The sequence below is a fragment of the Enterococcus sp. M-BR2 genome, from assembly GCF_056612775.1.
Window position 1 is genome coordinate 1,877,501 of record NZ_CM152743.1, and the last position, 25,439, is coordinate 1,902,939.

Genomic DNA, 25,439 nt, shown 5'->3' on the forward strand with positions numbered 1-25,439 from the left:
CCTCCTGCGTGCAAAGCAGGCGCTCTCCCAGCTGAGCTAAGGCCCCGTTTTAAATTGAGAGTAAACCTCTCAAAACTGAACAAAGTAAAAACAAATTGTGTAGTCTCCGTAATATTCCTTAGAAAGGAGGTGATCCAGCCGCACCTTCCGATACGGCTACCTTGTTACGACTTCACCCCAATCATCTATCCCACCTTAGGCGGCTGGCTCCAAAAAGGTTACCTCACCGACTTCGGGTGTTACAAACTCTCGTGGTGTGACGGGCGGTGTGTACAAGGCCCGGGAACGTATTCACCGCGGCGTGCTGATCCGCGATTACTAGCGATTCCGGCTTCATGCAGGCGAGTTGCAGCCTGCAATCCGAACTGAGAGAAGCTTTAAGAGATTAGCTTAGCCTCGCGACTTCGCAACTCGTTGTACTTCCCATTGTAGCACGTGTGTAGCCCAGGTCATAAGGGGCATGATGATTTGACGTCATCCCCACCTTCCTCCGGTTTGTCACCGGCAGTCTTGCTAGAGTGCCCAACTGAATGATGGCAACTAACAATAAGGGTTGCGCTCGTTGCGGGACTTAACCCAACATCTCACGACACGAGCTGACGACAACCATGCACCACCTGTCACTTTGCCCCCGAAGGGGAAGCTCTATCTCTAGAGTGGTCAAAGGATGTCAAGACCTGGTAAGGTTCTTCGCGTTGCTTCGAATTAAACCACATGCTCCACCGCTTGTGCGGGCCCCCGTCAATTCCTTTGAGTTTCAACCTTGCGGTCGTACTCCCCAGGCGGAGTGCTTAATGCGTTAGCTGCAGCACTGAAGGGCGGAAACCCTCCAACACTTAGCACTCATCGTTTACGGCGTGGACTACCAGGGTATCTAATCCTGTTTGCTCCCCACGCTTTCGAGCCTCAGCGTCAGTTACAGACCAGAGAGCCGCCTTCGCCACTGGTGTTCCTCCATATATCTACGCATTTCACCGCTACACATGGAATTCCACTCTCCTCTTCTGCACTCAAGTCTCCCAGTTTCCAATGACCCTCCCCGGTTGAGCCGGGGGCTTTCACATCAGACTTAAGAAACCGCCTGCGCTCGCTTTACGCCCAATAAATCCGGACAACGCTTGCCACCTACGTATTACCGCGGCTGCTGGCACGTAGTTAGCCGTGGCTTTCTGGTTAGTTACCGTCAAGGGATGAACAGTTACTCTCATCCTTGTTCTTCTCTAACAACAGAGTTTTACGATCCGAAAACCTTCTTCACTCACGCGGCGTTGCTCGGTCAGACTTTCGTCCATTGCCGAAGATTCCCTACTGCTGCCTCCCGTAGGAGTTTGGGCCGTGTCTCAGTCCCAATGTGGCCGATCACCCTCTCAGGTCGGCTATGCATCGTGGCCTTGGTGAGCCGTTACCTCACCAACTAGCTAATGCACCGCGGGTCCATCCATCAGCGACACCCGAAAGCGCCTTTCAAATCAAAACCATGCGGTTTCGATTGTTATACGGTATTAGCACCTGTTTCCAAGTGTTATCCCCTTCTGATGGGCAGGTTACCCACGTGTTACTCACCCGTTCGCCACTCTTCTTTTTCCGGTGGAGCAAGCTCCGGTGGAAAAAGAAGCGTACGACTTGCATGTATTAGGCACGCCGCCAGCGTTCGTCCTGAGCCAGGATCAAACTCTCATAAAAAGTTCGAACAATCTTACGATTGTTAAGCTCAATTTGTTTGCTAGCATATTGCTTGCTTGTTAAAAATGTTTGTTGTCTTGAATTGAATCAAGACGCCCTACACATTTGGTTTGTCTTACTTTGTTCAGTTTTCAAAGGTCTACTTCATCGGAAATGTTTTTCCGATTTGTTTTGGCTGCCGTAGCAACTTTTATATCATATCAGAGTGACAAGTGATTGTCAACTCTTTTTTAAAAGTTTTTTTCGATTTCGTTTTTTGAAATCTTTCAGCAACTCATTTATCATAACTCATCGTTTGTTATTTGTCAACAACTTTTTTGAAGTTTTTTTCGATAGAATCAAGCTTCGCAAGCTGTTCTTTTTTAACGACTCAGTTATCTTATCATGCCGTTAGCAACATGTCAACAACTTTTTTGTTATGTTTTTGAAGAAATATTTCCTTCTGTCTTTTGGACAAGTAATAATATACCAACTAAATTTATCTTGGTCAACGAATTTTTTGTATTTTTTCAAGTTTTTTTCAATAAGCGATTATTCATTACTTTTCTTTCTTTATCGTTCGCTTTCGGCTCCATTAATGTCTGCAATATTTGATAACAGCTTTTGAACATTCGTTATTGTTTGTTGCTTTCTACATAGCAAAAGCTGCCTAAGGAGTCCCCTAGACAGCTTTTATTTGATTATCTCATTGTTGGGAATAGTAGAACGTCCCGAATGGATTGAGCGTCAGTTAGCAGCATCACTAATCTGTCAATCCCGATACCTAGACCACCTGTTGGCGGCATACCGTATTCTAATGCTTCCAAGAAGTCTTCGTCTACACCGTGAGCTTCATCGTTCCCTAGTTCACGTTCTTTTTCTTGTGCTTCAAATCGTTCTCTTTGATCAATTGGATCGTTTAGTTCTGTAAAGGCATTAGCAAATTCGCGTCCTACGATAAACAGTTCGAATCGGTCTGTGAATCGAGGATCTTCTGGATTTTTCTTCGCTAAAGGCGAAACTTCGACTGGATGTCCGTAAACAAATGTCGGTTGTGTCAACGTTTCTTCAACAAACGTTTCAAAGAATTCATTGATAACATGTCCGACTCCCATCGCTTCTGTTACTTCTACGTTATGCTTTTCAGCTAAGGCTAATGCTTCTTCCAATGTCATTTCTTTCCAGAAATCTACACCAGTTTGTTCTTTGATCGCATCTACCATATGGATACGTTTAAAGTCGCTTTCTAAGTCAACAGCTTGTCCATCATATGTGATTTTCGCTGTCCCTAGTACTTTTTCAGCTGCGTTACGGATAATACCTTCTGTCAGATTCATTACATCATTGAAATCAGTATATGCTGTGTATGCTTCTAACATCGTAAATTCTGGATTATGCGTAGTGTCAATCCCTTCATTACGGAAAACACGACCGATTTCATAAACTTTTTCCATTCCGCCGACAATTAGTCGTTTCAAATGAAGTTCCAACGCAATACGCAAATATAAATCAATATCCAGTGCATTATGGTGTGTGATGAATGGACGAGCAGCGGCTCCACCTGCCTCATTATGCAATACTGGCGTTTCTACTTCAATATAGCCATTGCCATCTAAATAACGACGGATCTCGCTGATAATTTGGCTTCGTTTCATAAATCGGTCAAAGCTTTCGCGATTACTGATCAAATCCAAGTAGCGTTGTCTGTAGCGTTGTTCAATATTCGTCAAGCCATGGTATTTATCTGGCAGTGGACGAAGTGCTTTTGACAAAATCGTGATTTCTGAAGCTTTGATAGAAACTTCGCCTGTGTCTGTTTTCATGATTTGTCCAGTTACACCAAAGAAATCTCCAAGGTCTGCATGTTTAAATACTTCATAGGCTTCATCACCTACTTGGTCTTTTCTTACATAAATTTGAATTTGGCCTTCTCGATCTTGTAGATGCGCAAATCCAGCTTTTCCTTTTCCTCGGCGAGTCATCATACGACCAGCTACACTAGCGGTCAATCCCATCTCTGCTAGTTCTTCTTTTGTTCTTGGATCAAATAGTTCATGCAATTCTTCTGAGTTATGTGTGCGTTCAAATCTTTTTCCAAATGGATCGATTCCATCTTCACGCAATTGTTCCATTTTTTGACGACGTACAAGCATTTGATCATTTAAATCTTCTACTTGATGTTGTTGTTCCTGTGTCACAAAAGTTCCTCCATTCTCATGTTAATCTCTTTCCTATAATGCCAATGAAACACAAAAAAAGCAAGCCGAACTTGGAATTTCAGCTTGAAAATTCACGAAAAACTTAGAAATCACAACGTTTGTTTCAATAGTACTTTTTCTGCTTTTTCTACAAATTGATCCAGCAGACCATTGATTTCTTGCTGATTTTCTGTCTGATTGATTGCTACTTTCACTTTTGCTGCTCGAGGAATCCCTTTTAAATAATAAGCCGCATGTGTTCTGAATTCTCTACATGCTACTTTTTCTCCTTTAAGATCTGCTAAGCGTTGTAAATGAAGTTTAGCTGTAGCAATCTTTTCGGCTGGTGTTGGCTCAGGAATCAGTTCTCCTGTTTCTAGATAATGCTGTGTACGATGAATCATCCATGGGTTTCCCAAAGCTGCCCGGCCAATCATCACACCGTCTGCACCAACATAATCAAGCATCCGTTTTGCATCTTCGGGTGTTTTGACATCCCCGTTCCCCATAAATGGGATGGTGAGATGTTTTTTTACTTCTTTTAATATTTCCCAATCTGCTTTTCCCTCATACATCTGAACCCGTGTACGCCCGTGCATAGCGATGGCACTTGCTCCAGCTGATTGTGCTGCTAATGCATTTTCTACAGCAAAGACGTGTTCTTCATCCCAACCGATACGCATCTTGACCGTTACAGGGATATCCACTGCTGAAGAAACAGCTTGGACCATTTCGTATACTTTCTCAGGATCTAAAAGCCACTTTGCCCCTGCTTCTGCTTTGATCACTTTGTTTACTGGACAGCCCATATTGATGTCTATTATATCTGCAGCTGTGTTTTCTTCGACAAATTGAGCAGCTTCAACTAGGCTGTCTTTGTTCCCGCCAAATATCTGTAAACTTAATGGATGTTCTGTTTCTTCAATGTGGAGCATCTCTAAAGTTTTTTTGTTTCTGAAATGGATACCTTGGTCACTGATCATTTCACATACGACTAAGCCTGCACCAAATTCTTTGACAGTGACTCGAAATGCTGAATTTGTTATTCCAGCCATCGGCGCAACAACGACACGATTAGGGATTTCAACATTGCCGATTTTCCATTTGTGTTCCACTTAAATTCCTCCTAAGGCTTCTTTCTTCAATCCAGCTAATTCTTCTTCACTATACTTGTATTTATTGTTACAGAAAGAGCATACCGCTTCTGCTCCATGATCTTCATCTATCATTGCTTGGATTTCTTCTGCACCTAGCGCAATAATTGCTTCTGCAAATTTTTCTTTCGAACAGTCACATTTGAATTGAACAGGCATTTTTTCTAAAACGTTCAGCTCTTCTGTATCAAGCAATCCCTTCAATATTTCTTCTGGTGTCTGTCCTTCATCTAAGAGAGTAGAGATTCTTGGTGTTGTTTTTAATTGTTCCTCAATCTTGCTGATTGTTTCTTCATCGGCACCTGGCATGATTTGAATCATGAATCCACCTGCTGTCTTGATACTGTCATCAGTATTGACCAGTACACTTAGTCCAACAGCTGAAGGAATTTGTTCTGAGATAGCGAGATAGTAAGTAAAATCTTCAGCGATTTCTCCAGAAACAATTGGCGTTTGTCCAGAAAAAGGCTCTTTTAATCCTAAATCTTTTGTGACAGTAAACATCCCTTGTGTCCCAACTGCTCCTCGCACATCGATTTTACCTTCACTATTCAAAGGAAGGCTGAGATGCGGATTTTTGATGTAGCCTTTCACATCTCCCTTCCCATTTGCATCTACTACGATTCCTGCTGCTGGACCATCGCCTTGGATTCGAACAGTTAGTTTATCTTCTCCTTTAAGTGTTGCACCAAGCAGCAGACTGCCCACTAATGTTCGTCCTAAAGCAGCTGAGGACGTATGCCAAGTATCATGACGTCTTTGTGCCTCCGCTACGGTATTTGTTGCTTGAACGGCGTATGCTCGTACGAATCCGTCGTGAGCAAGTGCCTTAACCAGATAATCTTTCATTTGTTATGTACTCCTTTTTCCGTTTTTAAACTCATAGTGAATCATACTAGCAACTCCTGCTTTTTTCAACTTTGGAATGCTTCTTTTAAAAATAATTCAGAATCATCTAGATAACAGGACATCATCCTATTTACATCTTAAATAAAGAAATCTCCCGAAAACCGGTTTTTGTTCCGGTTTTCGGGAGTCCTATCAGATCAATTGACCTATATTTTTTTATTTGTATTGATCGTCTGAATGATTATCTTCTGATCGTTGAGAATCTGAATCATGTTCTGCTTTATTTTCCTCATGCAGCTCATGTTTTGCTTCTTCAAAATCACGTTTTTCTTCTGCTTGTTTTTCAGCGTCTTTTTCTTCCAAAGCACGTTTTGCTTCTTCAAAAGTTTTCGCTTCTTTTTCGCTTGGATAATCATTTGACTCAGTACCTTCAGGCATCACACCGTGTTCGAATAACGATTTGATTGCTTTGGCATCCAATGTTTCGAATTCCAGAAGTTTTTCAGCAATCAATTTATGCTGCGCACGATGAGCTTCGATGATTTCATGAGCTTTGGCATGAGCTTCCATCAAAATCTTGCGTACTTCTTGATCAATTTCGAAAGCAACTTGTTCAGAGTAAGCTTTTGTTTGACCGTAGTCGCGGCCAACGAACACTTGATGATTTCCTTCATATTGAACGGGACCTAAACGATCGCTCATTCCATATTCTGTTACCATGCTTCGTGCTAAAGCTGTCGCTTGTTCAAAGTCATTGGAAGCCCCAGTTGATTGGACATTGAAGATGATTTCTTCAGCTGTACGTCCACCAAGCAAGCCTACGATTTGTTCAAACATATCTTCTTTTGTCATCAAGAACTGATCTTCTTTTGGTAAAGCGATCATATATCCACCGGCGCGTCCGCGAGGGATAATCGTTACTTTGTGGACGACCCGAGCGCGACTTAACACTAATCCTACAATCGTATGACCAGCTTCGTGATAAGCAACCATTTCGCGTTCTTTTTTGCTGATTACACGATCTTTTTTAGCTGGGCCTGCAATCACGCGATCTTCCGCTTCATCGATATCAGAAGCATCGATTTTCTTTTTATTTCTTCTAGCAGCTACTAGCGCCGCTTCATTCAAGACGTTTTCCAAATCTGCTCCGGCAAACCCTGGAGTCTGTTGAGCAACAACTTTCAAGTCAACATCATCGGCCATCGGTTTATTCCGTGCATGGACGCGCAAGATTGCTTCACGTCCTTTTACATCTGGACGGCCAACTAAAATTTGACGGTCAAAACGGCCGGGACGTAGTAACGCTGGATCTAGTACGTCAGAACGGTTAGTTGCAGCAATGACGATTACTCCTTCATTTCCGTCGAAACCATCCATTTCTACAAGCAATTGGTTCAATGTTTGTTCGCGTTCATCATGTCCGCCGCCCATACCGGCACCACGTTGACGACCTACCGCATCAATTTCATCGATGAAAATGATAGCCGGAGCGTTTTTCTTCGCTGTTTCAAACAAATCACGAACACGGCTTGCTCCGACGCCGACAAACATTTCTACGAAATCAGAACCTGAGATCGAATAAAATGGTACGCCAGCTTCTCCGGCAACAGCTTTTGCTAACAAGGTTTTACCTGTTCCTGGAGGTCCTTCTAAAAGTACACCTGCCGGGATACGGGCACCTAATTCAACAAATCGGCGAGGATCTTTCAGAAATTCAACAACTTCAACTAGTTCTTGTTTTTCTTCTTCCGCACCCGCTACATCAGAAAAACGTACGCGATTAGCTTTTTTGTCTGCTTCTTTGGCTTTTGATTTACCAAAGTTCATGACACGGCCGCCACCGCCACCACCGCCGCCTTGTTGTCCCATCATCATGTAGAAGAAAAAGATGATGATCACGATCGGCAAGAAGCTAAGCAATAACGAAACCCATACGCCGCTGCTTGATTCTTCTTTTACTGTTGTAGCAACTTTGTTTTCTTTTGCCAGTTCTGTTACTTGGCTCAATGTTGTATCATTTGGCAAAATGATTGTTGTGAAATGGGTAGTAGTCGTATCTGTTGAACCCAAGATAGCTAACCCGCCGCTGTTAGCGACTGTCTGCTGTTCCTTGTATTCACCAGTGATCTTATATACACCATTTGCAGGCTGCACTTCAAACTCTTTGATTTTGCCTGCTTGTAGTTGTTCTGTGAATTTTGAGTACTCGATATCTGACGATCGCTGGCCGTTATTACCAAAAATGAAATAAACGACCATTACCATCGCTAAGATTACGAGGACATAATACAAGGCATTTTTCATCATGCCATTGTTCTTTTTGTTCATAGTTGCCCTCCCTAAGCGTCAATTTAATTTAACAGTTTTTTATCAATCCTGACCATTCTATTGTACCATAATTTAATTGAGATACAGCATTAATTTGATTGATAAACAGTAGGTTTCAATACACCGATGTACGGAAGGTTACGATATGCTTCTGCATAATCCAAGCCATAACCGACAACAAATTCATTTGGTACGTTGAACCCAACATAATCTGCTTCGATGTTTACTACTCTTCCTTCGGGTTTGTCAAGCAGTGTAACGATTTTGACTGATTTTGCTTTGCGGTATTTGAAAAGATCCACTAAATAAGCAAGTGTTCTTCCGCTGTCAATGATATCTTCAACGATCAACAGATCGCGACCTTCTACATTTGTATCCAAGTCTTTGACGATTTTTACTTCCCCTGACGAGACTGTTGCATTCCCGTAGCTTGAAACATCCATGAAATCCAATTCCAAATACGTATCGATAGAACGAACGATATCTGCCATGAATGGTACCGCTCCTTTTAAGACACCTACTACTAGGGGATTGGTGTTTTGGTAAATTTCTGTTAACTCTTTGCCTAGTTCTTTGCAACGAACTTGTATCTCTTCTTGTGAGATCAAAATTCTCTCAATATCCTTTTCCAACATCAGGTTCTCCTTCCAATTGCTTCTTTTTGATATTTGTAAAGAAGTATGTAGTGTATTTTATCAGTTTCTTCACGAATACTCAAATATGAAAAGGCAAAAGGTATCAGGCTATATATATTTCTTTTGGCATCTGTAATGATCCAAGCATGCTGCCTTTGTGAATTAGGTACTTTCTGATCGATAAAATATCTAGATACTTTTTTTGTAAGTTTCTCCGTTAATTGAATACGGTCTCCTGCTTTTCTTTTTTCGACATATAGTTGCACATCGGCGGGAACCCAAATGTCATGAGAAAACAGAGACCATGAATCTGTTGTTTTGATGTCCTCTGAATGTTCAGGTTTGACCAGACCAATCCATTCTGTTTCGTTCAACTGTATCCCTTGTTCTGGAATAAGCAACAAGCGCTGATCTTCTGTCTGAGCAGTGGCTTGTTTTTCTTTTTTAGCGAGTATAACAAAATGATACTCTCTTTTCAGTACCCAGTTGTTGCCGATGCTAAGCTGCCATTGACTTTTTTTCTGTTGCCACTGATCTAAAATCGATGTCATTTGCTGCTCTTTCAAAATGACCCCTGTTTCTGAGAATACTTTGTCGAAGAAGGAGTGGAAAAAATAGTATCGTTCCGCTTCTTCCATTTTTTCTATCATTTCTGCTGAAAATTGAAATCGATCCTTTAACTGTTCGACTTCCTTTTCGATTAACTGCCCCATACATTTTTGAATGACTTGGTCTGCCCATTGAATCTGTTGCGAAAACTGTTGAAAATGTCTCATCACCTGGGTGTTTTCTTGTTTTAATTGAGGAACAACCAAATGGCGAAGCCGATTTCTTTGGACATCTAATAATTGGTTCGTCTGATCCTCAAAGTAAACAAGCTGTGATTCTGCTGCATAAGCATATAATTCTTCTTTACTGAAACTCAGCAATGGACGAACAAGTCTGCCCGTAGCAAATGGTTGTACTCCTTTGATTCCAGAAAAAGTACTTAACTGTCCTCCACGAATGATTTTCATCAACACCGTCTCGATTTGATCATCTCCATGATGAGCAGTCATCAACGTATCATATTGTCCTTCTTCCATCACTCGAGTGAATGCTTGATAACGAAAGTTACGAGCTGCTGTTTCTATGGCCGTTTTGGCCGGATTTTCCCAAACACTTACATATAAAGGTAGATTCTTCTTTTCACAATATGAGCGAAGATAAGCAGCTTCTTCTGCTGATTCTTCTCTCAATTGGTGATTGATATGGACGACGCCCAAAGAAAAACCGATTTGGCGTTGCGCTTGCAAAAGCAAATGGAGCAAAACCATCGAATCAACCCCACCTGATACCGCTGCTAAAATCCTTGATTCTTTTTGCCAGAATCCTTGTTCATTTCCGTGCCGAATAAATGACTGCTGCAATAGCGGTACTTTTTTACCGTCTTTTTCAACGTTCATTCTTTCCACACCCTTTCTTCCTAAAAAAAGAGAGCGGGAAAACGTCTAAAACGACAATTAACCTGCCCTCTGTTGATACTTTGACTAAAATAGTCGCATCATCATTATTTTCAGCTTTATTAGCTGCGGCGTCCGCCACGGCCACCGCGTTTTCCTTCTGTGTTTCGCTTCAATGAAGATAAGCGGTCATCGCTATCTTTCAAAAATGAACTCATCAATGAATCGAAGTCTTCTTTTTGAGCTGAAGGCTGACTGCGAGAAAAAGATTTTTTCTGTGCTGGACGATTGCGGTTGTCACGGGAATCTTTTTGTTGAAATTTTTTAGGACGGCTTTCTTCTCCAGATTCTACAGGTTGTTCTTGCGCTTTGCGGATAGATAGTCCGATTTTCCCATCATCATTTACTGAAATAACTTTGACTGTTACTTCATCTCCTACACTTAAAACATCATGGATGTCTTTTACATATCCATTTGACACTTCGCTAATATGAACTAGACCCGTTTTTCCAGCACCTAGATCAATAAACGCACCAAAATTTGTAATTCCTGATACTTTTCCTTGCAGTTTTGCTCCTACCTCGATTGACATAAAAAAAATGTTCCTCCTAATTATTTCCCTTTTTTATATTCCTGCTTATTTTGCAGTTGTAGAACTAGTTGATTGATCTGTTTCATTTGTCGAGCTGTCTGTGTTTGATTCTAATATAGGATAAACTTTTTCACCGTCTTTTGAGTAAAAGAATTTGCTTCTGGCAAGTTTAGCTACATATTCATCATCTTTCAGCAATGAAACATCTTGGTGCAGCTGATCAACGTCTGCGTTGACTTCTTTCATTTCAGTATTTGCTTCGACTCTCAATTCGTTCAATTGATGCATCCTTTGCATATCATGGAAAATCTGCACACCTATTATCGCGAAAATGACCAAAGCACCAACAAAAATTGCAGCCAGTCTGCGTCTTCGAAAAATCAGTTGTCGTTGTTGTTGCTGAAATTCAGCATACTTTTTCTTTGCATATTCCGTATCTAGCGCAGCGATTTTATTGCTTTTTTTCGTCACTTGGATTCGCTCCAATCTTTTTTGATTGTCTTTCTCATTATACCAATATCATGAAAGCTTGTCTAATCTATTTCTCTAGTGTTTCTGTGCGATTTTCAGAAATAATTTCGTACATTTTTTGTGCATCTTCTTTTTTGGTCGATTCATGTAATTCCGTAATTTTTACTTCCAACGTTTTATTGCCGAACTGGACTTTCAAAATGTCGCCTACTTTGACGTCACTGGAAGATTTCGCCAATTTTCCGTTGATTTGGATCCTTCCTTTATCAGCCACTTCTTTTGCTACTGATCGTCTTTTGATGATTCGGGATATTTTTAAAAATTTGTCTAATCGCATATCTTATTCCTCACTTTTTGATTTTTTTGTTTAATCGTAGAATTTTCTTACCAAATGGCAACATGAGCCACTCTCTTACTGTAAACAGACGGAGACGAATCACTGCATAAATGAACACAGATGCGCCAATCCCAACGCCTATCACACTGACAAAAAAAGCAGTGGAACGATGAGTTACAGGACCAAACACTATATTCAACACACCATAATACAGAAGCAGGACTGCTGTCATACAAAGAAGGCTGATAATCAACTTCCGCCCAAAATGTCGTTCTTTCCAAAAAGCATTTAGCTCTTTTGTTTCGATTCGGACAAAATACCAAAGCGTCACACCTAATCCTAAAAGGGTAGACAGGCTTGCTCCGGCTGTTCCTAATAAACCAGTTAGAAAAGAAGTAGTCAATCCTTTTACCAAGAGCCCCCATCCTGCTCCTTTTAAAGAAGGGCGAAAAGAGTTCTTGCTTTGAGCAATACTTTGATAGGCTTGGATGACTGCAGTAAAAGCAATGGAAAAAACAAACAATACAAGCGCTGCATTTCCTGCATAATCTTTAAACAACGCATAATTGATATAAGGAAGCAGTAAGGCTAATCCCAAAGATGCAGCTAATGCCAAAGCGGTCGTCAATCTAAGATATATTTTGGCTGTCTGTAAAAACTGACGATAGATCCGGTTGGTCAAATGACGGGTCAATGCAGGCAGAAATGTCGCACTTAATGCGGTGGCGATCACTAAACCTAATTGAACCAAAGGCTGCCCTCGATCATAGACCCCTTTTGCTATCTTCGCACCATATTCCGATAGACCGTAAACTTCCAAAGCATTTTTTACAAAGAAAGAGTCGATCAGCTGAAAAAAGATGAGTAATCCGCTATAAATCGAAACCAGACCACCTTCTACTAGAAAGCGCCGGATCAAAGATTTTGGTGGCTGTTTGAATAATGGGAACCGGCGGAAGCTTAATACTCCTCCATGAATCTTTTGTTCATAGTAGTGAAGGATCCCATATGCGCATAACCCGCCAAAAACGGCTCCACTCATCGCTGCCGTCCCCGTTTGGTACACCGTCCATCCGAGCTTTCTAAAAGCAAACGCACTACAGACAATTACAGAAACACGAACGAGCTGTTCAACAACTTGAGAAACTGCCGTTGGTTCCATCAAAAATCTTCCTTGAAAATTCCCTCGATAAAAAGATAAACCAGGCATCAGCAAAAAGGTAAAAGAAACTACTTGGATCAGTGGTTTCAATTGTATATCCCCCATCATCCAAGCAATCCAACTGCTAAATGAAAAGACAAACAACCACAGAAAGACACCTGTCCAAAACACCAAGGGATAAAGACTTTGCAAAGCTTGCTTTCGCTCGAAAGGATTCTTTCTTTCTGCAACGTACTTTGATATGAACTGCGGAAGACCTGATAAAGCTAAAGTCATTGCTATCCCATAAATTGGATAAACTTGCTGATAAACATAAAAACCTTCGTCGCCGACTAAGTTTTGGAGAGGAATTCGGTAAAGGGCACTTAATACTTTTGCTATGAAAGAAGCAATCGTCAGTACAAATGCTCCTTGCATGACGCGCCGCATTTCTTTATGATCCAAATCGTTGCTCCTTCCTACGCTGACATATATTTTTGCTCACGCAATGCTTTGACAAACTTTTGGATTTCCTGAAGCCACACTGCTTCTTCCATTTGGTTTGGAATCGTCAAGCGTATTACCATCTGTTCTTTTTCAACGCCTAGACTGGCTTTTAGTTTCGTCGCCGTTAGTGCTTCGAATAATTGTTCCACGCTGTAGCGTTTCGTTCCAACTTTGCTTAGAGTAAAGACGATATGCGGCTCCTGTTTCCTTATAGTTTCCAAGAGCGCTCGATCGCCATCCATTTTAATCTGTCCGATTGTCAGGAGGTGTGCTACTTCTTCTGGGTATTCTCCAAAACGGTCGAGCAGATCATCTTCCAGTTCATCTAGCATTTCTTGCGAATCAAGTTCACGAATTCGTTTATAGATCTCGATTTTCTGCCGCTGATCTGCCACGTATGTTTCAGGTAGATACGCGTCAACACCGAGGTCGATCTCAACAGTGGTCTTCTCCACTTGACTATTCTTTCCTTGTTTACGAGACACTGCTTCGCTCAGCATTTGAGAATACATATCAAAACCGACTGCATCAATAAATCCATGTTGCTGAGCACCTAAGAGATTACCTGCACCGCGAATGGAAAGATCACGCATCGCAATTTTGAATCCAGATCCCAGTTCTGTAAAATCTTTGATTGCCTGAAGACGCTTTTCACTGACTTCATTAAGGATCTTCTGCTGCTCATACATAAAATAAGCATATGCGACGCGGCTACTTCTTCCTACCCGTCCGCGTAATTGATATAACGTGGATAAACCCATATAATCAGCGTTCTCAACAAACAATGTATTTGCGTTCGGGATATCCACTCCTGTTTCAATGATGGTCGTAGTGACAAGAACATCATACTGACCTTCAATAAATTCAAAGAGCGTATTTTCTAATTGCGCCTCTGTCATTTGTCCATGAGCATAGCCGATCCGCGCTTCCGGAACGAGTTCTTGGATTTCTTCTACTTTTTGTTCGATCGTTTCTACTCGATTATATAAATAGAATACTTGTCCACCTCGTCCCATTTCTCGATGGATTGCTTCGCGGATAGCCCCAGGATTTTTTTCCATAACATATGTTTGGATCGGATAACGATTCGCAGGCGGTGTTTCGATTACTGAAAGATCCCGCACGCCTAGCATCGACATATGCAAAGTTCTCGGAATCGGTGTTGCTGTCAGAGTCAAAACATCCACTTGTGCACGTAACTGTTTCAATCGTTCTTTATGTTTTACACCAAAACGTTGTTCTTCGTCAATAATCAATAAACCCAAATCGCTAAATTCAATATCTTTTGACAAGATTCGATGGGTTCCCACAACAATATCAACTTGACCTGTGCGCAGTTGTTCGATGGTTTCTTTTTGTTGCTTTCTTGTTCTGAAACGACTTAATAGCCCGATATTTACGGGGAAACCTTCAAATCTTTCCAGCATCGTTTCATAGTGCTGCTGTGCCAAGATCGTTGTTGGAACTAAAAAGGCTACTTGTTTGCTTTCCTTTATCGCTTTAAAGGCCGCTCGAAGCGCTACTTCTGTTTTCCCATAACCAACATCACCTACGAGTAGTCGATCCATTGGTTTTTCTTTTTCCATATCCCGCTTGATCTCCGCTGCACTTCTCAACTGGTCGTCTGTTTCAGAATAAGGGAAAGCATTTTCGAATTCTTTTTGGTAGGCGTCATCAGGACCAAAAGCATATCCTTTTTCTGATTCTCTTGCTGCGTATAATTTGATTAAATCGTCAGCGATATCTTCGATTTTCGAAGATACTTTTCGTTTAGTTTTCGTCCATTCACTTCCGCCTAGCTTATTGATGCGAGGTGCTTTGGCTTCCGAGGCGACATATTTTTGGATCAGATTCAGTTGAGTAACAGGAATAAACAGTTTGTCGTCGTTTTGATACAAAATAGTCATATAGTCTTGGTGAACGCCATCTACTTCTAGCGTTTCCATCCCAATGTATTTCCCGATACCATGATTGGCATGGACAACGTAATCTCCTGCTTTTAACTCATTATAGCTTTTCAATCGCTCTGCGTTTGTTACTGTTTGTCGTCTCGTTTGTTTTTTCGTCGTTTTTTGGAAAATTTCTTTTTCTGTGATGGCTACTATTTTTTCTTGAGGAAGTTCAAAACCAGCCTGCAAAGCTCCTTCAACTAATTGTACCTGTCCTCTGATCAATGCATTTTTTTCTGTTTCTACTACTAATATATCTTCATCTCGAAGCATTTGTTCTGCTTTACGTATTCTGTCCTTTGTCGGAATAAAGATCACAACAGTCTGTTTTTGCTTGCGCCAACGATCCATTTCTGTTTTCAGCAATGGCATTTGTCCGAAGAACTGTTGCATCGTCCGATATTGAAAATTATGGATTGCTTGGAAACGAAGATTTCCCATCCCTTTTTGGAAGAGTGAGAAAAAGGTTGTAGTAAATTTTTCCTTTTGAACGATTCTTTGTACATCTGCTGAAAATGACTGCTCAGAAAAAAACCGCAATTCGCTGATTTTTTGAGTATGCCATTCTGCCGCTTCCCTTTCGATTTCCCGATTTGTTTCCATGATCCGCTGGTAATCATCAACGACTAGTAGACTATTTGAAGGAAAATAATCCAAGATTGTTACAAATTCTTGGTAAAGAAGATCTGAGTAGAATTTTGCTTCTTCTGTCGGAATACCTGCTTGCCAGCTTGAAGTCAGCTGACCGAAGTAATCTCGTAAAAACTCGCGGTCTGCTTCTTCTGTGGTCGCAGCAAGCCGTTTTTCTAGCATTTTTTGCATTTGCTCTATTCCATGTTCCAGATCCTCTGGTCCATAGACTTGTTCACTCGTTGGAGAAACCCAGATTTCTTCCGTTTTTTCGATTGAACGTTGTGTTTCTGCTTCAAAATACCGCATAGAATCTATCTCTACATCAAATAATTCTACACGAATAGGATAGTTTGTTGTTAATGGGTAAATATCGACGATGCTTCCTCGAATACTGAATTCTCCGGGTTTTGCGACCATTTCTTCTCGTACATAGCCCATCAAAGTCAATTGGCGAGGAAGATTTTCCACATCTATCTCATCACCAACATGCCAATTCAATTGCGCCTGTAGCCAAGTTTTCTTATTCGGCAGTCGCTTGTGCAAAGCTGCGACTGGCAACAAATAGATACCTGCTTTTTTTTCTTGAAGTGCGTTGAGCGTTGCGACTCTCTCGCCTCGCGCTTCTGGAGAAGAAAAGGCCATTTCAGCAGAAAGCACTTCATCCACTGGAAATAAATGGATCTGATCCTGCGGAATCACATGTTGCAGATCTTCTGCTAACTGATTGGCATAATACAAATTTGGCATCAGAATGATCATATTTTTATTTGTTTTCTTAAATGCTCGAGCAAATAGAAGCGTCTTTGCTGAGCCAGCTAATCCTGTGATTAGTTGTCTAGGCATTTTTTCTTCTAAATTGCTGATCCATTCTTTTACTTGCGGATCTTTTCCGACTAATTGAATGATATCCATTCCTTTTCCTCCTTTCTCAATTGAATTGATTCATCGCATCCACGAACGAATGCCCTTCTATGAGATATTCGACTGCTTTAACAGATTGAAGCATGCTTTCTTCTATCAAAGGCTGGTTTTCTTTGCTGAAAGGACTAAGCACATGTTGGACCACTGTTTTTTTTCCTTCTGGTCTGCCGATCCCCACCTTGATTCGATCAAAGACATTCGTATTCAAATGGGAAATGATACTTTTGATACCATTATGCCCGCCGGCACTCCCTTTTTGACGAAGTCGGATCTTTCCTACTGCCAGATCCAAATCATCGTAGATGACGACTAATTCTTCTGGATAAATCTCAAAATAAGTCATTAACGGCCCGACTGCACGACCAGATTCATTCATAAATGTTTGTGGTTTGACTAGAAGGATCTTTTCTCCATTATGAAAAAATTCGGCAACTTCTGCTTCGAATGGATTTTTTTTGAAAGCAGCTTGATGTTCGCGTGCAATTTGATCCACGACCATAAAGCCGATATTGTGTTTAGTATATTGGTATTTGGTACCTGGGTTTCCTAACCCGACGATCATTTTCATTTTTGTTTTTCCACCTAATTCTAAAAACAGCACAAAAGGCTGGACTGCTAATTAGCGGTCCAGTCCATCGAGCTTTTTTTCTTTTTTATACTGTCAATGTATAGTATAACACAAAACAAAGCGTTTCGGCTAAAAGAGAATCGTTAATAAATGATAAAGAAATTAAAAATTTCTTCAAAGTTTAATGAAATAATTGAATTATAAAAATAGTGAAATAACACACATGTAAGCTTTTACATATGATACAACCTTGTTATCTGTTATATTTTATAGCCAAATAGCGTGACATGGGGCTTGAGAAATGTTAGCATAAGCATGGGAAAAAACAAATCAATGGAAGGATTGATACTAAATGACTGCAGCTGCAGAAAAAAAAGATCATCAAAAAGTTATTCTTGTTGGAGACGGCGCCGTAGGTTCTAGCTATGCCTTTGCTCTAGTTACTCAAAATATTGCTCAAGAAGTAGGTATCGTGGATATCAATACTGCTAAAACTGAAGGAGACGCAATTGACTTGTCTCACGCTTTGGCATTTACTTCACCTAAAAAAATCTACTCTGCTACTTACGCAGACGCACATGATGCTGACTTAGTTGTTATTACAGCTGGCGCACCACAAAAACCAGGTGAAACTCGTTTAGACTTAGTAAACAAAAACCTAAAAATCAACCGCGATGTTGTCACACAAATCGTTGAATCAGGATTTAACGGTATCTTTTTAGTTGCCGCTAACCCAGTAGATATTTTGACTTACTCAACTTGGAAATTCTCAGGTTTCCCTAAAGAACGCGTTATCGGTTCAGGTACGTCTCTTGACTCTGCTCGTTTCCGTCAAGCACTTGCGGAATTAGTTGACGTTGATGCGCGTAACGTCCATGCTTACATCTTAGGCGAACACGGAGATTCAGAATTCCCAGTTTGGTCACATGCAAATGTTGCCGGCTTGCAAATCTATGAATGGGTGAAAAACAACCCAGAAATCGATGAAGAAGCTATGGTTAACCTATTCTTCGGCGTACGTGACGCTGCTTACACAATTATCGAGAAAAAAGGTGCTACTTTCTATGGTATCGCAGTAGCATTAGCACGTATCACTCGTGCCATCTTAGATGATGAAAATGCTGTTCTTCCTTTATCAGTCTTCATGAATGGCGAATATGGATTGAACGACATCTACATTGGTGCACCTGCTGTTATCAACCGTCAAGGTATCCAAAAAGTAATCGAAATTCCTTTAAGCGACAGCGAACAAGACCGTATGGCTGCTTCTGCTAAACAATTAAAAGAAATTCTAGATGAAGCTTTTGCTAAACTAGACGCTGAATAATCTTTGAATATGACGGAAAACATCTAAACGGTGTTTTCCGTTTTTTTATTTTATCACTCTTATGGTTTCTAAATTTTTTCATAAAGAAGAGATAACCTTCGTCTTTTCGTCTAAATTATGCTATCATGAGACCGTTCCACCCTAAACTTTTACTTAAGGAGTTGTCGATATGACAAGATCTTCGCATCGAAAAAAATCGAAACATGTTGCTTTGCTTTCAGCTCTTGGTGTTCTCTTGGTGCTGATTAGCTTTTATACCTATCGCAGTACATACTACACAAAGCATTTTTTGCCGAATACGGAAATCAACGGAATAAATGTCAGCAATCTAACAGTCGAAAAAGCAAATGAAAAATTAAAAGAAGCTTATTCCGATAAAAAATTAGCTATTAAAGAAGATGGAAAAGTCTGGCAGGAAGTACCAAAATCTGAGCTCGGCTATAAAGATGATTTCACTTCTGAGCTTTCTCCGATCCTAAATGAACAAAACGGATGGACTTGGGGAATGACTTATGTTTCAGCAGCTGAAAAACAAGAAATCGATCCTATCAGTCAAGACCACCAGAAACTGGATACTACCGTTCAGACATTGACAACTAAACTGACTGATCTGAATAAAGACCGGACACCTACAACTGATGCAACAATTGAAAAATCAGGCGACTCTTTTGTTATCAAGCCTGAAGTCAATGGAAATACCATCAACGTCGATGCTGCGGTCAAACAAGTAAAAAGTGCAGTAAATTCCGGTAAAGATACGATTGAATTAACTGAGTTCAAAGAAAAACCAAAAGTAACCTCCGGAGACAGTTCACTGAAAGAACAGCTCGAATCCATGAATGCTATCGCAAAAGTAAAAGCTACTTACAGTATAAACGGGGAGACTTTCCAGATCCCATCAAGTGATATCATGAGCTGGCTGACCTACGACGGAAAAGTCGATTTAGATACAGAACAAGTACGTCAATATGTAACAGATTTAGGCACAAAGTATAACACAAGTACGAATGACACAAAATTTAAAAGTACAAAAAGAGGAGAAGTTACAGTCCCAGTTGGCACTTACAGCTGGACGATCCAAACAGATAGCGAGACAGAAGCGCTGAAAAAAGCTATTCTGACAGGCCAAGACTTTACTCGTTCTCCGATTGTGCAAGGTGGCACAACCGCTGATCATCCATTGATCGAAGATACGTATATCGAAGTTGATCTAGAGAACCAGCATATGTGGTATTATAAAGACGGAAAAGTAGCCCTTGAAACAGATATCGTTTCCGGAAAGCCATCTACACCTACACCTGCTGGGGTCTTCTATGTTTGGAATAAAGAAGAAGATGCAACTTTAAAAGGAACAAATGACGACGGAACACCTTACGAGAGTCCAGTAAATTACTGGATGCCGATTGACTGGACAGGTGTTGGTATCCACGATTCTGACTGGCAACCTGAATACGGCGGAGATTTATGGAAAACCCGCGGTTCACATGGCTGTATCAACACTCCGCCAAGTGTAATGAAGGAATTATTCGGGATGGTCGAAAAAGGAACACCTGTATTGGTCTTCTAACAAAAAAGAATTTATAAAAAGAACGCACCTGTACGAATCGTACAGGTGCGTTCTTACTTATTATCTCAACTATGCACTTGCTTACATTTCAGCAGCAGTAAAGACTTCTGAGACATCATCATCGTCTTCTAGCTTATCTACTAGACGTTCCAATTGCTCCCGTTGTTCCTCATTTAAATCGATCGTCGTTTGTGGGATCATCGTCAATTCTGCTTGCGCTAAAGTGAACTCTTTTTCCAGCTCATCTCGTACAGCAGCAAAATCTTCTGGTGCAGTATAAATCTCGAACACTTCAGGAGAAGTTTGCAGATCTTCTGCCCCCGCCTCTAATACATCTTCAAACATCGTCTCTTCATCAACAGCCAACCCATCGCGTTCAATGACGATATACCCTTTACGATCAAACAAGTAACTGACTGAACCCGTTTCTCCCAGTGACCCACCGTTTCGAGTAAAAGCTACTCGGACATTTGTCGCTGTCCGATTACGGTTATCCGTCAATGCATGGACTAAGATTCCTACTCCACCCGGGCCATATCCTTCATACGTGATTTCATCGTAATTCGTTTCATCTACGGCGCTGGTAGCCTTTTTAATTGCCCGTTCTACATTGTCGTTTGGCATATTTGCAGCTTTGGCTTTGTCCACAACAAGCCGCAGAGCTGGGTTCATGGATGGATCAGGACCGCCTGCTTTAGCTGCCATATAGATTTCACGAGAAAGTTTCTGAAAAACTTTTCCTCGTTTCGCATCTTGGGCATTTTTTCTTCCTTGGATATTATGCCACTTACTATGTCCTGACATGATTTTTCCTCCCTTGTTCTTTTGAGAATACACTTCTATTCTAGTACTATTTCACAAAAAAACAAAGCCACAGCCAATCTATAAACGCTTCTTGAATGTCGCAAAAAGCACACATAATACCACAGCAGTCAGAGCACCGATCGAATCCAGCATGACATCTTGGAACATAGGTGTTCGTCCACCGGTCAACATCTGATGGAATTCGTCCAAACCTGCGTACCCTGTTGCTGAAAGCCAAGCAAGGATCGCTGTCAGCCACCAAATCTTTAGTTTAGGGAAAACACCTAAAAACAAGCTGCCACCCAAAACAAAATAAGTACCAAAATGTGCGCCCTTTCTTAAAAAGAACTCTACAAATTTGGCGTAGCCCAGATGGTCGATACTCACGATACTTCCACCATAATTAAAACGTATACCTGCTAATGTGTCCTTAAATGGCTGATTAGGAAGCCAGCTTTCTAATCGCGAAACTTGTGATTGCTGTCCGTAAGTTTGAGAAGAACTGTAAAATAAGATGGCAACGACTATAAGTGCGATCACTAAATAAATATTTCCGTTTTTCAGTTGTTTTTTTGAAGAATTCATAAGTCACCTCTGTATTTATCTTAGACTTTTTTTGAAGAAACAACAATCATTTTCATAGAGACTTCTTCTATAAAAAAGTGCTATACTTAATTTTGTATTACAATATGAAGGGAGTTTTTTCATGAGTTATTCATTAAATTGGGATCTAGATTCTATTTTCCCCGGAGGAAGTCATTCTGATGCTTTGAACCAACGGATGAAGCAATTGGAAGACCAAACGAACGAATATTATCAACGTGTAACAAAATGGTCACCTAGTTCTGACAATGCAGAGCAGCTAAACGCGATTCTTCAATTGCAAGAAACGATTACGAACGGCTTTACCCAATGCAACAGCTATATTACTGCATTGCTTTCTGCCAATGTCAATGATTCAGATGCAAAGATCTTATCAGGGAAGCTTTACGCCATACTTCCTCGTCTACAATCAGCCGAAACAGTATTGTCGAAGAAATTTGCAGAAATATCTGACAATGATTGGAATCAGATGCTTTCCCAGGGTTCGTTTGAAACAATTGCGTTTCGTTTAAACGAGATCCGTCGTGACGGTTCACAATTATTATCAGAAGCTGAAGAGAACATTATCAACACGCTCTCATTAGATGGTCTAAATGCTTGGAGCAGTCATTATGATACGATTGTAGCCAGCATATCGATTCCCTTCGAACAAGATGGTCAAGTAGTCGAATTATCTGCTGGCCAAGCCTTCAATAAGATGATGGGCGATCGAGATCCAAAAATCAGAGAAGCACTTTTCGCAGCATGGGAAAAAGCATGGAAAGAAAAGGCCCCCCTCTTCACAGATACTTTGAATCATTTAGATGGTTTCAGACTTTCTAACTATGAACTCCATGGCATCACGGATTTTCTGCAAAAACCATTAGAATACAACCGTTTAAAAAAAGAAACATTGTCTGTCATGTGGGAGACGATCCAAAAAAACAAACAACCCCTTGTTGATTACTTGACTAGAAAAGCCAATCTTTTCGGTAAAGAAAAAATGGAATGGCAGGATCAAGATGCACCTATTATTTTAGGCGATTTGAAAGAAAAAACCTTTAGTTTTGACGAAGCAGCTACATTTATTATCGAAAACTTTAATAAATTCAGTCCAAAAATGGCTAAATTCGCACAATCTGCTTTTGAAAAGAGCTGGATTGAAGCAGAAGATCGTCCTGGAAAACGTCCTGGTGGTTATTGTACTGAGTTACCAGAAACAAAAGAATCGAGGATCTTTATGACCTACAGCAATTCTGTTAATGAGGTTGCGACACTTGCTCATGAATTGGGTCATGCTTTCCATAGCAGCACGATGTGGGACTTACCTTCTTTAAATCGTGAATACGCAATGAATGTCGCAGAAACAGCAAGTACATTCGCAGAACTGATCGTAGCCGATGCTACATTAAAAGCCGCAAAAACAAAAGAAGAAAAAATCAATTTGCTAGATACAAAACTGCAAAATGCTTTAGCTATGTTCATGAATATCCATTCTCGATTCATTTTTGAGAATCGATTCTATGAAGCACGGCAAGAAGGATTAGTCTCAGAAGATAAGATCACAGAGATGATGGTTGAAGCACAAAAAGAAGGCTACCAAGGAGCTTTAGCCACTTATCATCCATATTTCTGGGCTGCAAAATTACATTTCTTTATTGATGACGTACCGTTTTATAACTTCCCATACACCTTTGGCTACCTGTTTAGTTTAGGCATTTATGCTTACGCTAATCAAAAAGGGGCAAATTTCGAAGAAGAATATATCCATTTACTACGTGATACTGCTTCAATGACGACGGAAGATCTTGCAAAGAAACATTTGAATGTTGATCTCACTCAACCAGATTTTTGGCAAGCAGGTATCGATATGGTGATGGAAGATATCCAAACGTTCATGGGATTGACAGAAGAATTCATCTGATTTCTATTTTCTCTCAATAAAAAAGAGTTAGTCCAGAAAAGGGCTAACTCTTTTTGATTAATCATTCTTACATGCTGACAGCAAAGTCAGGTGCAAACCATTGAACTGAACCAACTTTTACGCTTTCGCCTGGTTGAGGAGCATGGATATATTGTCCTCCGCCTAAAGCAATCGCTACGTGGTAAGTTCCGCCTGGTGAACCCCAGAATAATAAGTCTCCAGCTTTTGCTTGAGAAACTGAGATTTTTGTTCCAGCTGATTCTTGAGGAACTGTCCAACCACCAATGTCACGACCAGTTACTTGCAAGTAAACATAGCGTGTGAATCCTGAGCAGTCAAATCCACTTGGATCTTTACCGCCCCAAACATATGGAGTACCAATATATTTGTAAGCTTCTGCTACGATTGCTGCACCATTCACACTTCCAGAAGGCGTTGGTGTTGGTGTTGTATTAGTTGTGTTATTAGTTGCATTACTACCAGTACTGTTCCCAGGATCAACACTTTGATCTGTTGATGGTGTTGTAGGCGCAGGTGTTGTTGATTCTTCTGTTGAAGTTTCAGGTACAGTTGTTGACTCTTCTGTTGTTGAAGATTCTGGTACAGTTGTTGACTCTTCTGTTGTTGAAGATTCTGGTACAGTTGTTGACTCTTCTGTTGTTGAAGATTCAGGCACTGTTGTTGATTCTTCTGTTGTTGAAGATTCAGGCGCTGTTGTTGATTCTTCTGTTGTTGAAGATTCAGGCGCTGTTGTTGATTCTTCTGTTGTTGAAGATTGAGCAGCTGATGATGATTCTTCAGTCGTTGAAGATTGAGCAGCTGATGATTCTTCTGATGCTGAGCTTTGTGCAGTTGATGAAGCTTGAGTAGCTTGTGCTTCAGCTTCTGCTTGTTCGCGTGCTTCTTTTTCAGCTTTTTCTTGTGCTGCTTGTTGACGTGCTTGTTCTGCTAGACGTTGTTGTTCACGAATGCGTGCTTGTTCTGCTTCAGCTTCTGCTTTTTGGCGGTTCAAGTCAGCTTTCTTGTCTTCAGCAGTTGCTTGTTCAGCAGCTAATGAAGTTTTCAGTACGTTCAAATCAGCTTGTTTAGATAAAAGATCGCCCTTTTGAGATTCCAAAGCAGCTTGGTTTTCAGCTAATTCTTTTAGTTTAGCATCGTTTTCAGCTTTTTTGTCTTCTACAGCTTTTTTATCTTGTTTTTGTTGTTCCATCAAGTCGTTGTTTGCTTTTACCATCGTTGTCATTGCTTGAACGCGTCCGATAGCATCTGCTAATGAATCAGCATTCAATACAGCATCAATATAGTTTGAGCTTGTATTGCTTACTTGTGCTTCACGTGCTTGTTTTTGGATTGTATCTTCACGTTTTTCAATACGTTCTTGTAAATCTGCAATATCTTTTACTAATTGTGCAGATTCTTGACGCAATGTGTCTTGTTTTGCTAATAGATCTTGTGCTTGTGTGTTGATTTCAGAAACTTGGCTTTCTAGGGCATCGATTTGTGATTGTGCATCTGCTTGTTGGTTTTTCAAGTCTGCAATCTTTTGATCTTGTTGTTGTATCTGAGAATCAAAATCGTCCGCCGCGGCAGCGATCGGTGATGCTACGGCAGTCAAGGTCATTGAACATACCATTACTGCTGATATTAAACTCTTTTTCACTCTTCATTCCTCCGACTGGCTTAATTTAATAAATATCTAAATATATTTAAGTCTTTCTTAACGATATAAAAATTGTACCATAGCAGTATGTCAGCGATATAATAGTTATGTTACAAAAATGTTTCAAAACAACCTCTAAAAATGACAAAACTGTTCGTTTCAGAAAATGATCATGAAAAAGGCATGC

Annotated in this window: 18 protein-coding genes, 1 tRNA gene and 1 rRNA gene (1 of these 20 cut by a window edge); 3 read left to right on the top strand and 17 right to left on the bottom strand. The window is 40.6% G+C overall.

The genetic code is table 11. From position 1 onward, the window contains the following. The 14 genes from AC1F25_RS09175 to pth all read right to left on the bottom strand — a co-directional run. A tRNA-Ala gene (locus tag AC1F25_RS09175) sits at positions 1-46 on the bottom strand (it extends 27 nt beyond the left edge of the window). 76 nt (positions 47-122) lie between these two features. Then, positions 123-1,683: ribosomal RNA gene (locus AC1F25_RS09180) — 16S ribosomal RNA — on the bottom strand. Between the two features lie 680 nt (positions 1,684-2,363). After that, positions 2,364-3,860 (bottom strand): lysine--tRNA ligase, encoded by a 1,497-nt coding sequence (gene lysS / locus AC1F25_RS09185; protein WP_002310399.1) that lies wholly within the window; start codon positions 3,858-3,860, stop codon positions 2,364-2,366. 110 nt (positions 3,861-3,970) lie between these two features. Beyond that, positions 3,971-4,975, bottom strand: coding sequence for a tRNA dihydrouridine synthase DusB (gene dusB / locus AC1F25_RS09190; RefSeq protein ID WP_002310400.1), 1,005 nt, complete (start codon positions 4,973-4,975; stop codon positions 3,971-3,973). Then, positions 4,976-5,863, bottom strand: a complete 888-nt coding sequence (gene hslO, locus AC1F25_RS09195; protein WP_002310401.1) for an Hsp33 family molecular chaperone HslO — start codon at positions 5,861-5,863, stop codon at positions 4,976-4,978. A 216-nt stretch (positions 5,864-6,079) separates the two neighbouring features. After that, positions 6,080-8,191: an ATP-dependent zinc metalloprotease FtsH gene (ftsH, locus tag AC1F25_RS09200; protein ID WP_002310402.1), complete on the bottom strand. Its 2,112-nt coding sequence runs from the start codon at positions 8,189-8,191 to the stop codon at positions 6,080-6,082. A gap of 89 nt (positions 8,192-8,280) precedes the next feature. Beyond that, positions 8,281-8,826 (bottom strand): hypoxanthine phosphoribosyltransferase, encoded by a 546-nt coding sequence (gene hpt, locus AC1F25_RS09205; protein WP_002310403.1) that lies wholly within the window; start codon positions 8,824-8,826, stop codon positions 8,281-8,283. Continuing rightward, positions 8,826-10,271: a tRNA lysidine(34) synthetase TilS gene (tilS, locus tag AC1F25_RS09210; RefSeq protein ID WP_002314340.1), complete on the bottom strand. Its 1,446-nt coding sequence runs from the start codon at positions 10,269-10,271 to the stop codon at positions 8,826-8,828. Before tilS ends, hpt begins: the two co-directional genes overlap by 1 nt. Positions 10,272-10,390: 119 nt before the next feature. Continuing rightward, the gene (locus AC1F25_RS09215) at positions 10,391-10,861 is read right to left on the bottom strand and encodes a S1 domain-containing RNA-binding protein (protein WP_002290937.1); all 471 of its coding nucleotides are present in this window, start codon (positions 10,859-10,861) and stop codon (positions 10,391-10,393) included. Between the two features lie 45 nt (positions 10,862-10,906). Next, positions 10,907-11,332 (bottom strand): FtsB family cell division protein, encoded by a 426-nt coding sequence (locus AC1F25_RS09220; RefSeq protein ID WP_002287409.1) that lies wholly within the window; start codon positions 11,330-11,332, stop codon positions 10,907-10,909. A 67-nt stretch (positions 11,333-11,399) separates the two neighbouring features. Further along, a complete protein-coding gene (locus AC1F25_RS09225; protein ID WP_002287407.1) occupies positions 11,400-11,669 on the bottom strand; it encodes an RNA-binding S4 domain-containing protein in 270 nt (89 codons plus the stop codon). Between the two features lie 10 nt (positions 11,670-11,679). Continuing rightward, entirely contained in the window at positions 11,680-13,275 is a 1,596-nt protein-coding gene (locus AC1F25_RS09230) for a putative polysaccharide biosynthesis protein (RefSeq protein WP_002310406.1), read from the bottom strand. A 14-nt stretch (positions 13,276-13,289) separates the two neighbouring features. Next, entirely contained in the window at positions 13,290-16,811 is a 3,522-nt protein-coding gene (gene mfd, locus AC1F25_RS09235; RefSeq protein ID WP_479994063.1) for a transcription-repair coupling factor, read from the bottom strand. Between the two features lie 16 nt (positions 16,812-16,827). Then, on the bottom strand, positions 16,828-17,388 hold the full coding sequence (gene pth / locus AC1F25_RS09240) for an aminoacyl-tRNA hydrolase (RefSeq protein WP_479994064.1): 561 nt from the start codon (positions 17,386-17,388) through the stop codon (positions 16,828-16,830). Between the two features lie 352 nt (positions 17,389-17,740). Here pth and AC1F25_RS09245 point away from each other — a divergent pair, with 352 nt between their 5' ends. Beyond that, entirely contained in the window at positions 17,741-18,715 is a 975-nt protein-coding gene (locus AC1F25_RS09245; RefSeq protein WP_002287399.1) for an L-lactate dehydrogenase, read from the top strand. Between the two features lie 169 nt (positions 18,716-18,884). Then, positions 18,885-20,282 carry a L,D-transpeptidase family protein gene (locus AC1F25_RS09250; protein WP_002316851.1) on the top strand — a complete coding sequence of 466 codons (1,398 nt, stop codon included), beginning with the start codon at positions 18,885-18,887 and terminating at the stop codon, positions 20,280-20,282. 81 nt (positions 20,283-20,363) lie between these two features. Here AC1F25_RS09250 and AC1F25_RS09255 read toward each other — a convergent pair whose 3' ends face one another. Both AC1F25_RS09255 and AC1F25_RS09260 read right to left on the bottom strand, forming a co-directional pair. Then, positions 20,364-21,086 carry a YebC/PmpR family DNA-binding transcriptional regulator gene (locus AC1F25_RS09255; protein WP_002290927.1) on the bottom strand — a complete coding sequence of 241 codons (723 nt, stop codon included), beginning with the start codon at positions 21,084-21,086 and terminating at the stop codon, positions 20,364-20,366. A gap of 78 nt (positions 21,087-21,164) precedes the next feature. Further along, positions 21,165-21,671: a VanZ family protein gene (locus tag AC1F25_RS09260; RefSeq protein ID WP_002310414.1), complete on the bottom strand. Its 507-nt coding sequence runs from the start codon at positions 21,669-21,671 to the stop codon at positions 21,165-21,167. Between the two features lie 121 nt (positions 21,672-21,792). Between AC1F25_RS09260 and AC1F25_RS09265 the strand changes: the two genes are divergently transcribed. Continuing rightward, the gene (locus AC1F25_RS09265) at positions 21,793-23,592 is read left to right on the top strand and encodes a M3 family oligoendopeptidase (protein WP_151669038.1); all 1,800 of its coding nucleotides are present in this window, start codon (positions 21,793-21,795) and stop codon (positions 23,590-23,592) included. 67 nt (positions 23,593-23,659) lie between these two features. Here the strand turns inward: AC1F25_RS09265 and AC1F25_RS09270 are convergent, their stop codons facing one another. Further along, the gene (locus tag AC1F25_RS09270) at positions 23,660-25,252 is read right to left on the bottom strand and encodes a C40 family peptidase (RefSeq protein WP_104846960.1); all 1,593 of its coding nucleotides are present in this window, start codon (positions 25,250-25,252) and stop codon (positions 23,660-23,662) included. Positions 25,253-25,439: the final 187 nt, after the last annotated feature.

Excerpts from the sequence above, each read along its gene's own strand:
- hslO (WP_002310401.1), bottom strand. The coding sequence starts at position 5,863 with ATGAAAGATTATCTGGTTAAGGCACTTGCTCACGACGGATTCGTACGA.
- ftsH (WP_002310402.1), bottom strand. The coding sequence starts at position 8,191 with ATGAACAAAAAGAACAATGGCATGATGAAAAATGCCTTGTATTATGTC.
- hpt (WP_002310403.1), bottom strand. The coding sequence starts at position 8,826 with ATGTTGGAAAAGGATATTGAGAGAATTTTGATCTCACAAGAAGAGATA.
- tilS (WP_002314340.1), bottom strand. The coding sequence starts at position 10,271 with ATGAACGTTGAAAAAGACGGTAAAAAAGTACCGCTATTGCAGCAGTCA.
- AC1F25_RS09215 (WP_002290937.1), bottom strand. The coding sequence starts at position 10,861 with ATGTCAATCGAGGTAGGAGCAAAACTGCAAGGAAAAGTATCAGGAATT.
- AC1F25_RS09225 (WP_002287407.1), bottom strand. The coding sequence starts at position 11,669 with ATGCGATTAGACAAATTTTTAAAAATATCCCGAATCATCAAAAGACGA.
- mfd (WP_479994063.1), bottom strand. The coding sequence starts at position 16,811 with ATGGATATCATTCAATTAGTCGGAAAAGATCCGCAAGTAAAAGAATGG.
- pth (WP_479994064.1), bottom strand. The coding sequence starts at position 17,388 with ATGAAAATGATCGTCGGGTTAGGAAACCCAGGTACCAAATACCAATAT.
- AC1F25_RS09245 (WP_002287399.1), top strand. The coding sequence starts at position 17,741 with ATGACTGCAGCTGCAGAAAAAAAAGATCATCAAAAAGTTATTCTTGTT.
- AC1F25_RS09250 (WP_002316851.1), top strand. The coding sequence starts at position 18,885 with ATGACAAGATCTTCGCATCGAAAAAAATCGAAACATGTTGCTTTGCTT.
- AC1F25_RS09255 (WP_002290927.1), bottom strand. The coding sequence starts at position 21,086 with ATGTCAGGACATAGTAAGTGGCATAATATCCAAGGAAGAAAAAATGCC.
- AC1F25_RS09260 (WP_002310414.1), bottom strand. The coding sequence starts at position 21,671 with ATGAATTCTTCAAAAAAACAACTGAAAAACGGAAATATTTATTTAGTG.
- AC1F25_RS09265 (WP_151669038.1), top strand. The coding sequence starts at position 21,793 with ATGAGTTATTCATTAAATTGGGATCTAGATTCTATTTTCCCCGGAGGA.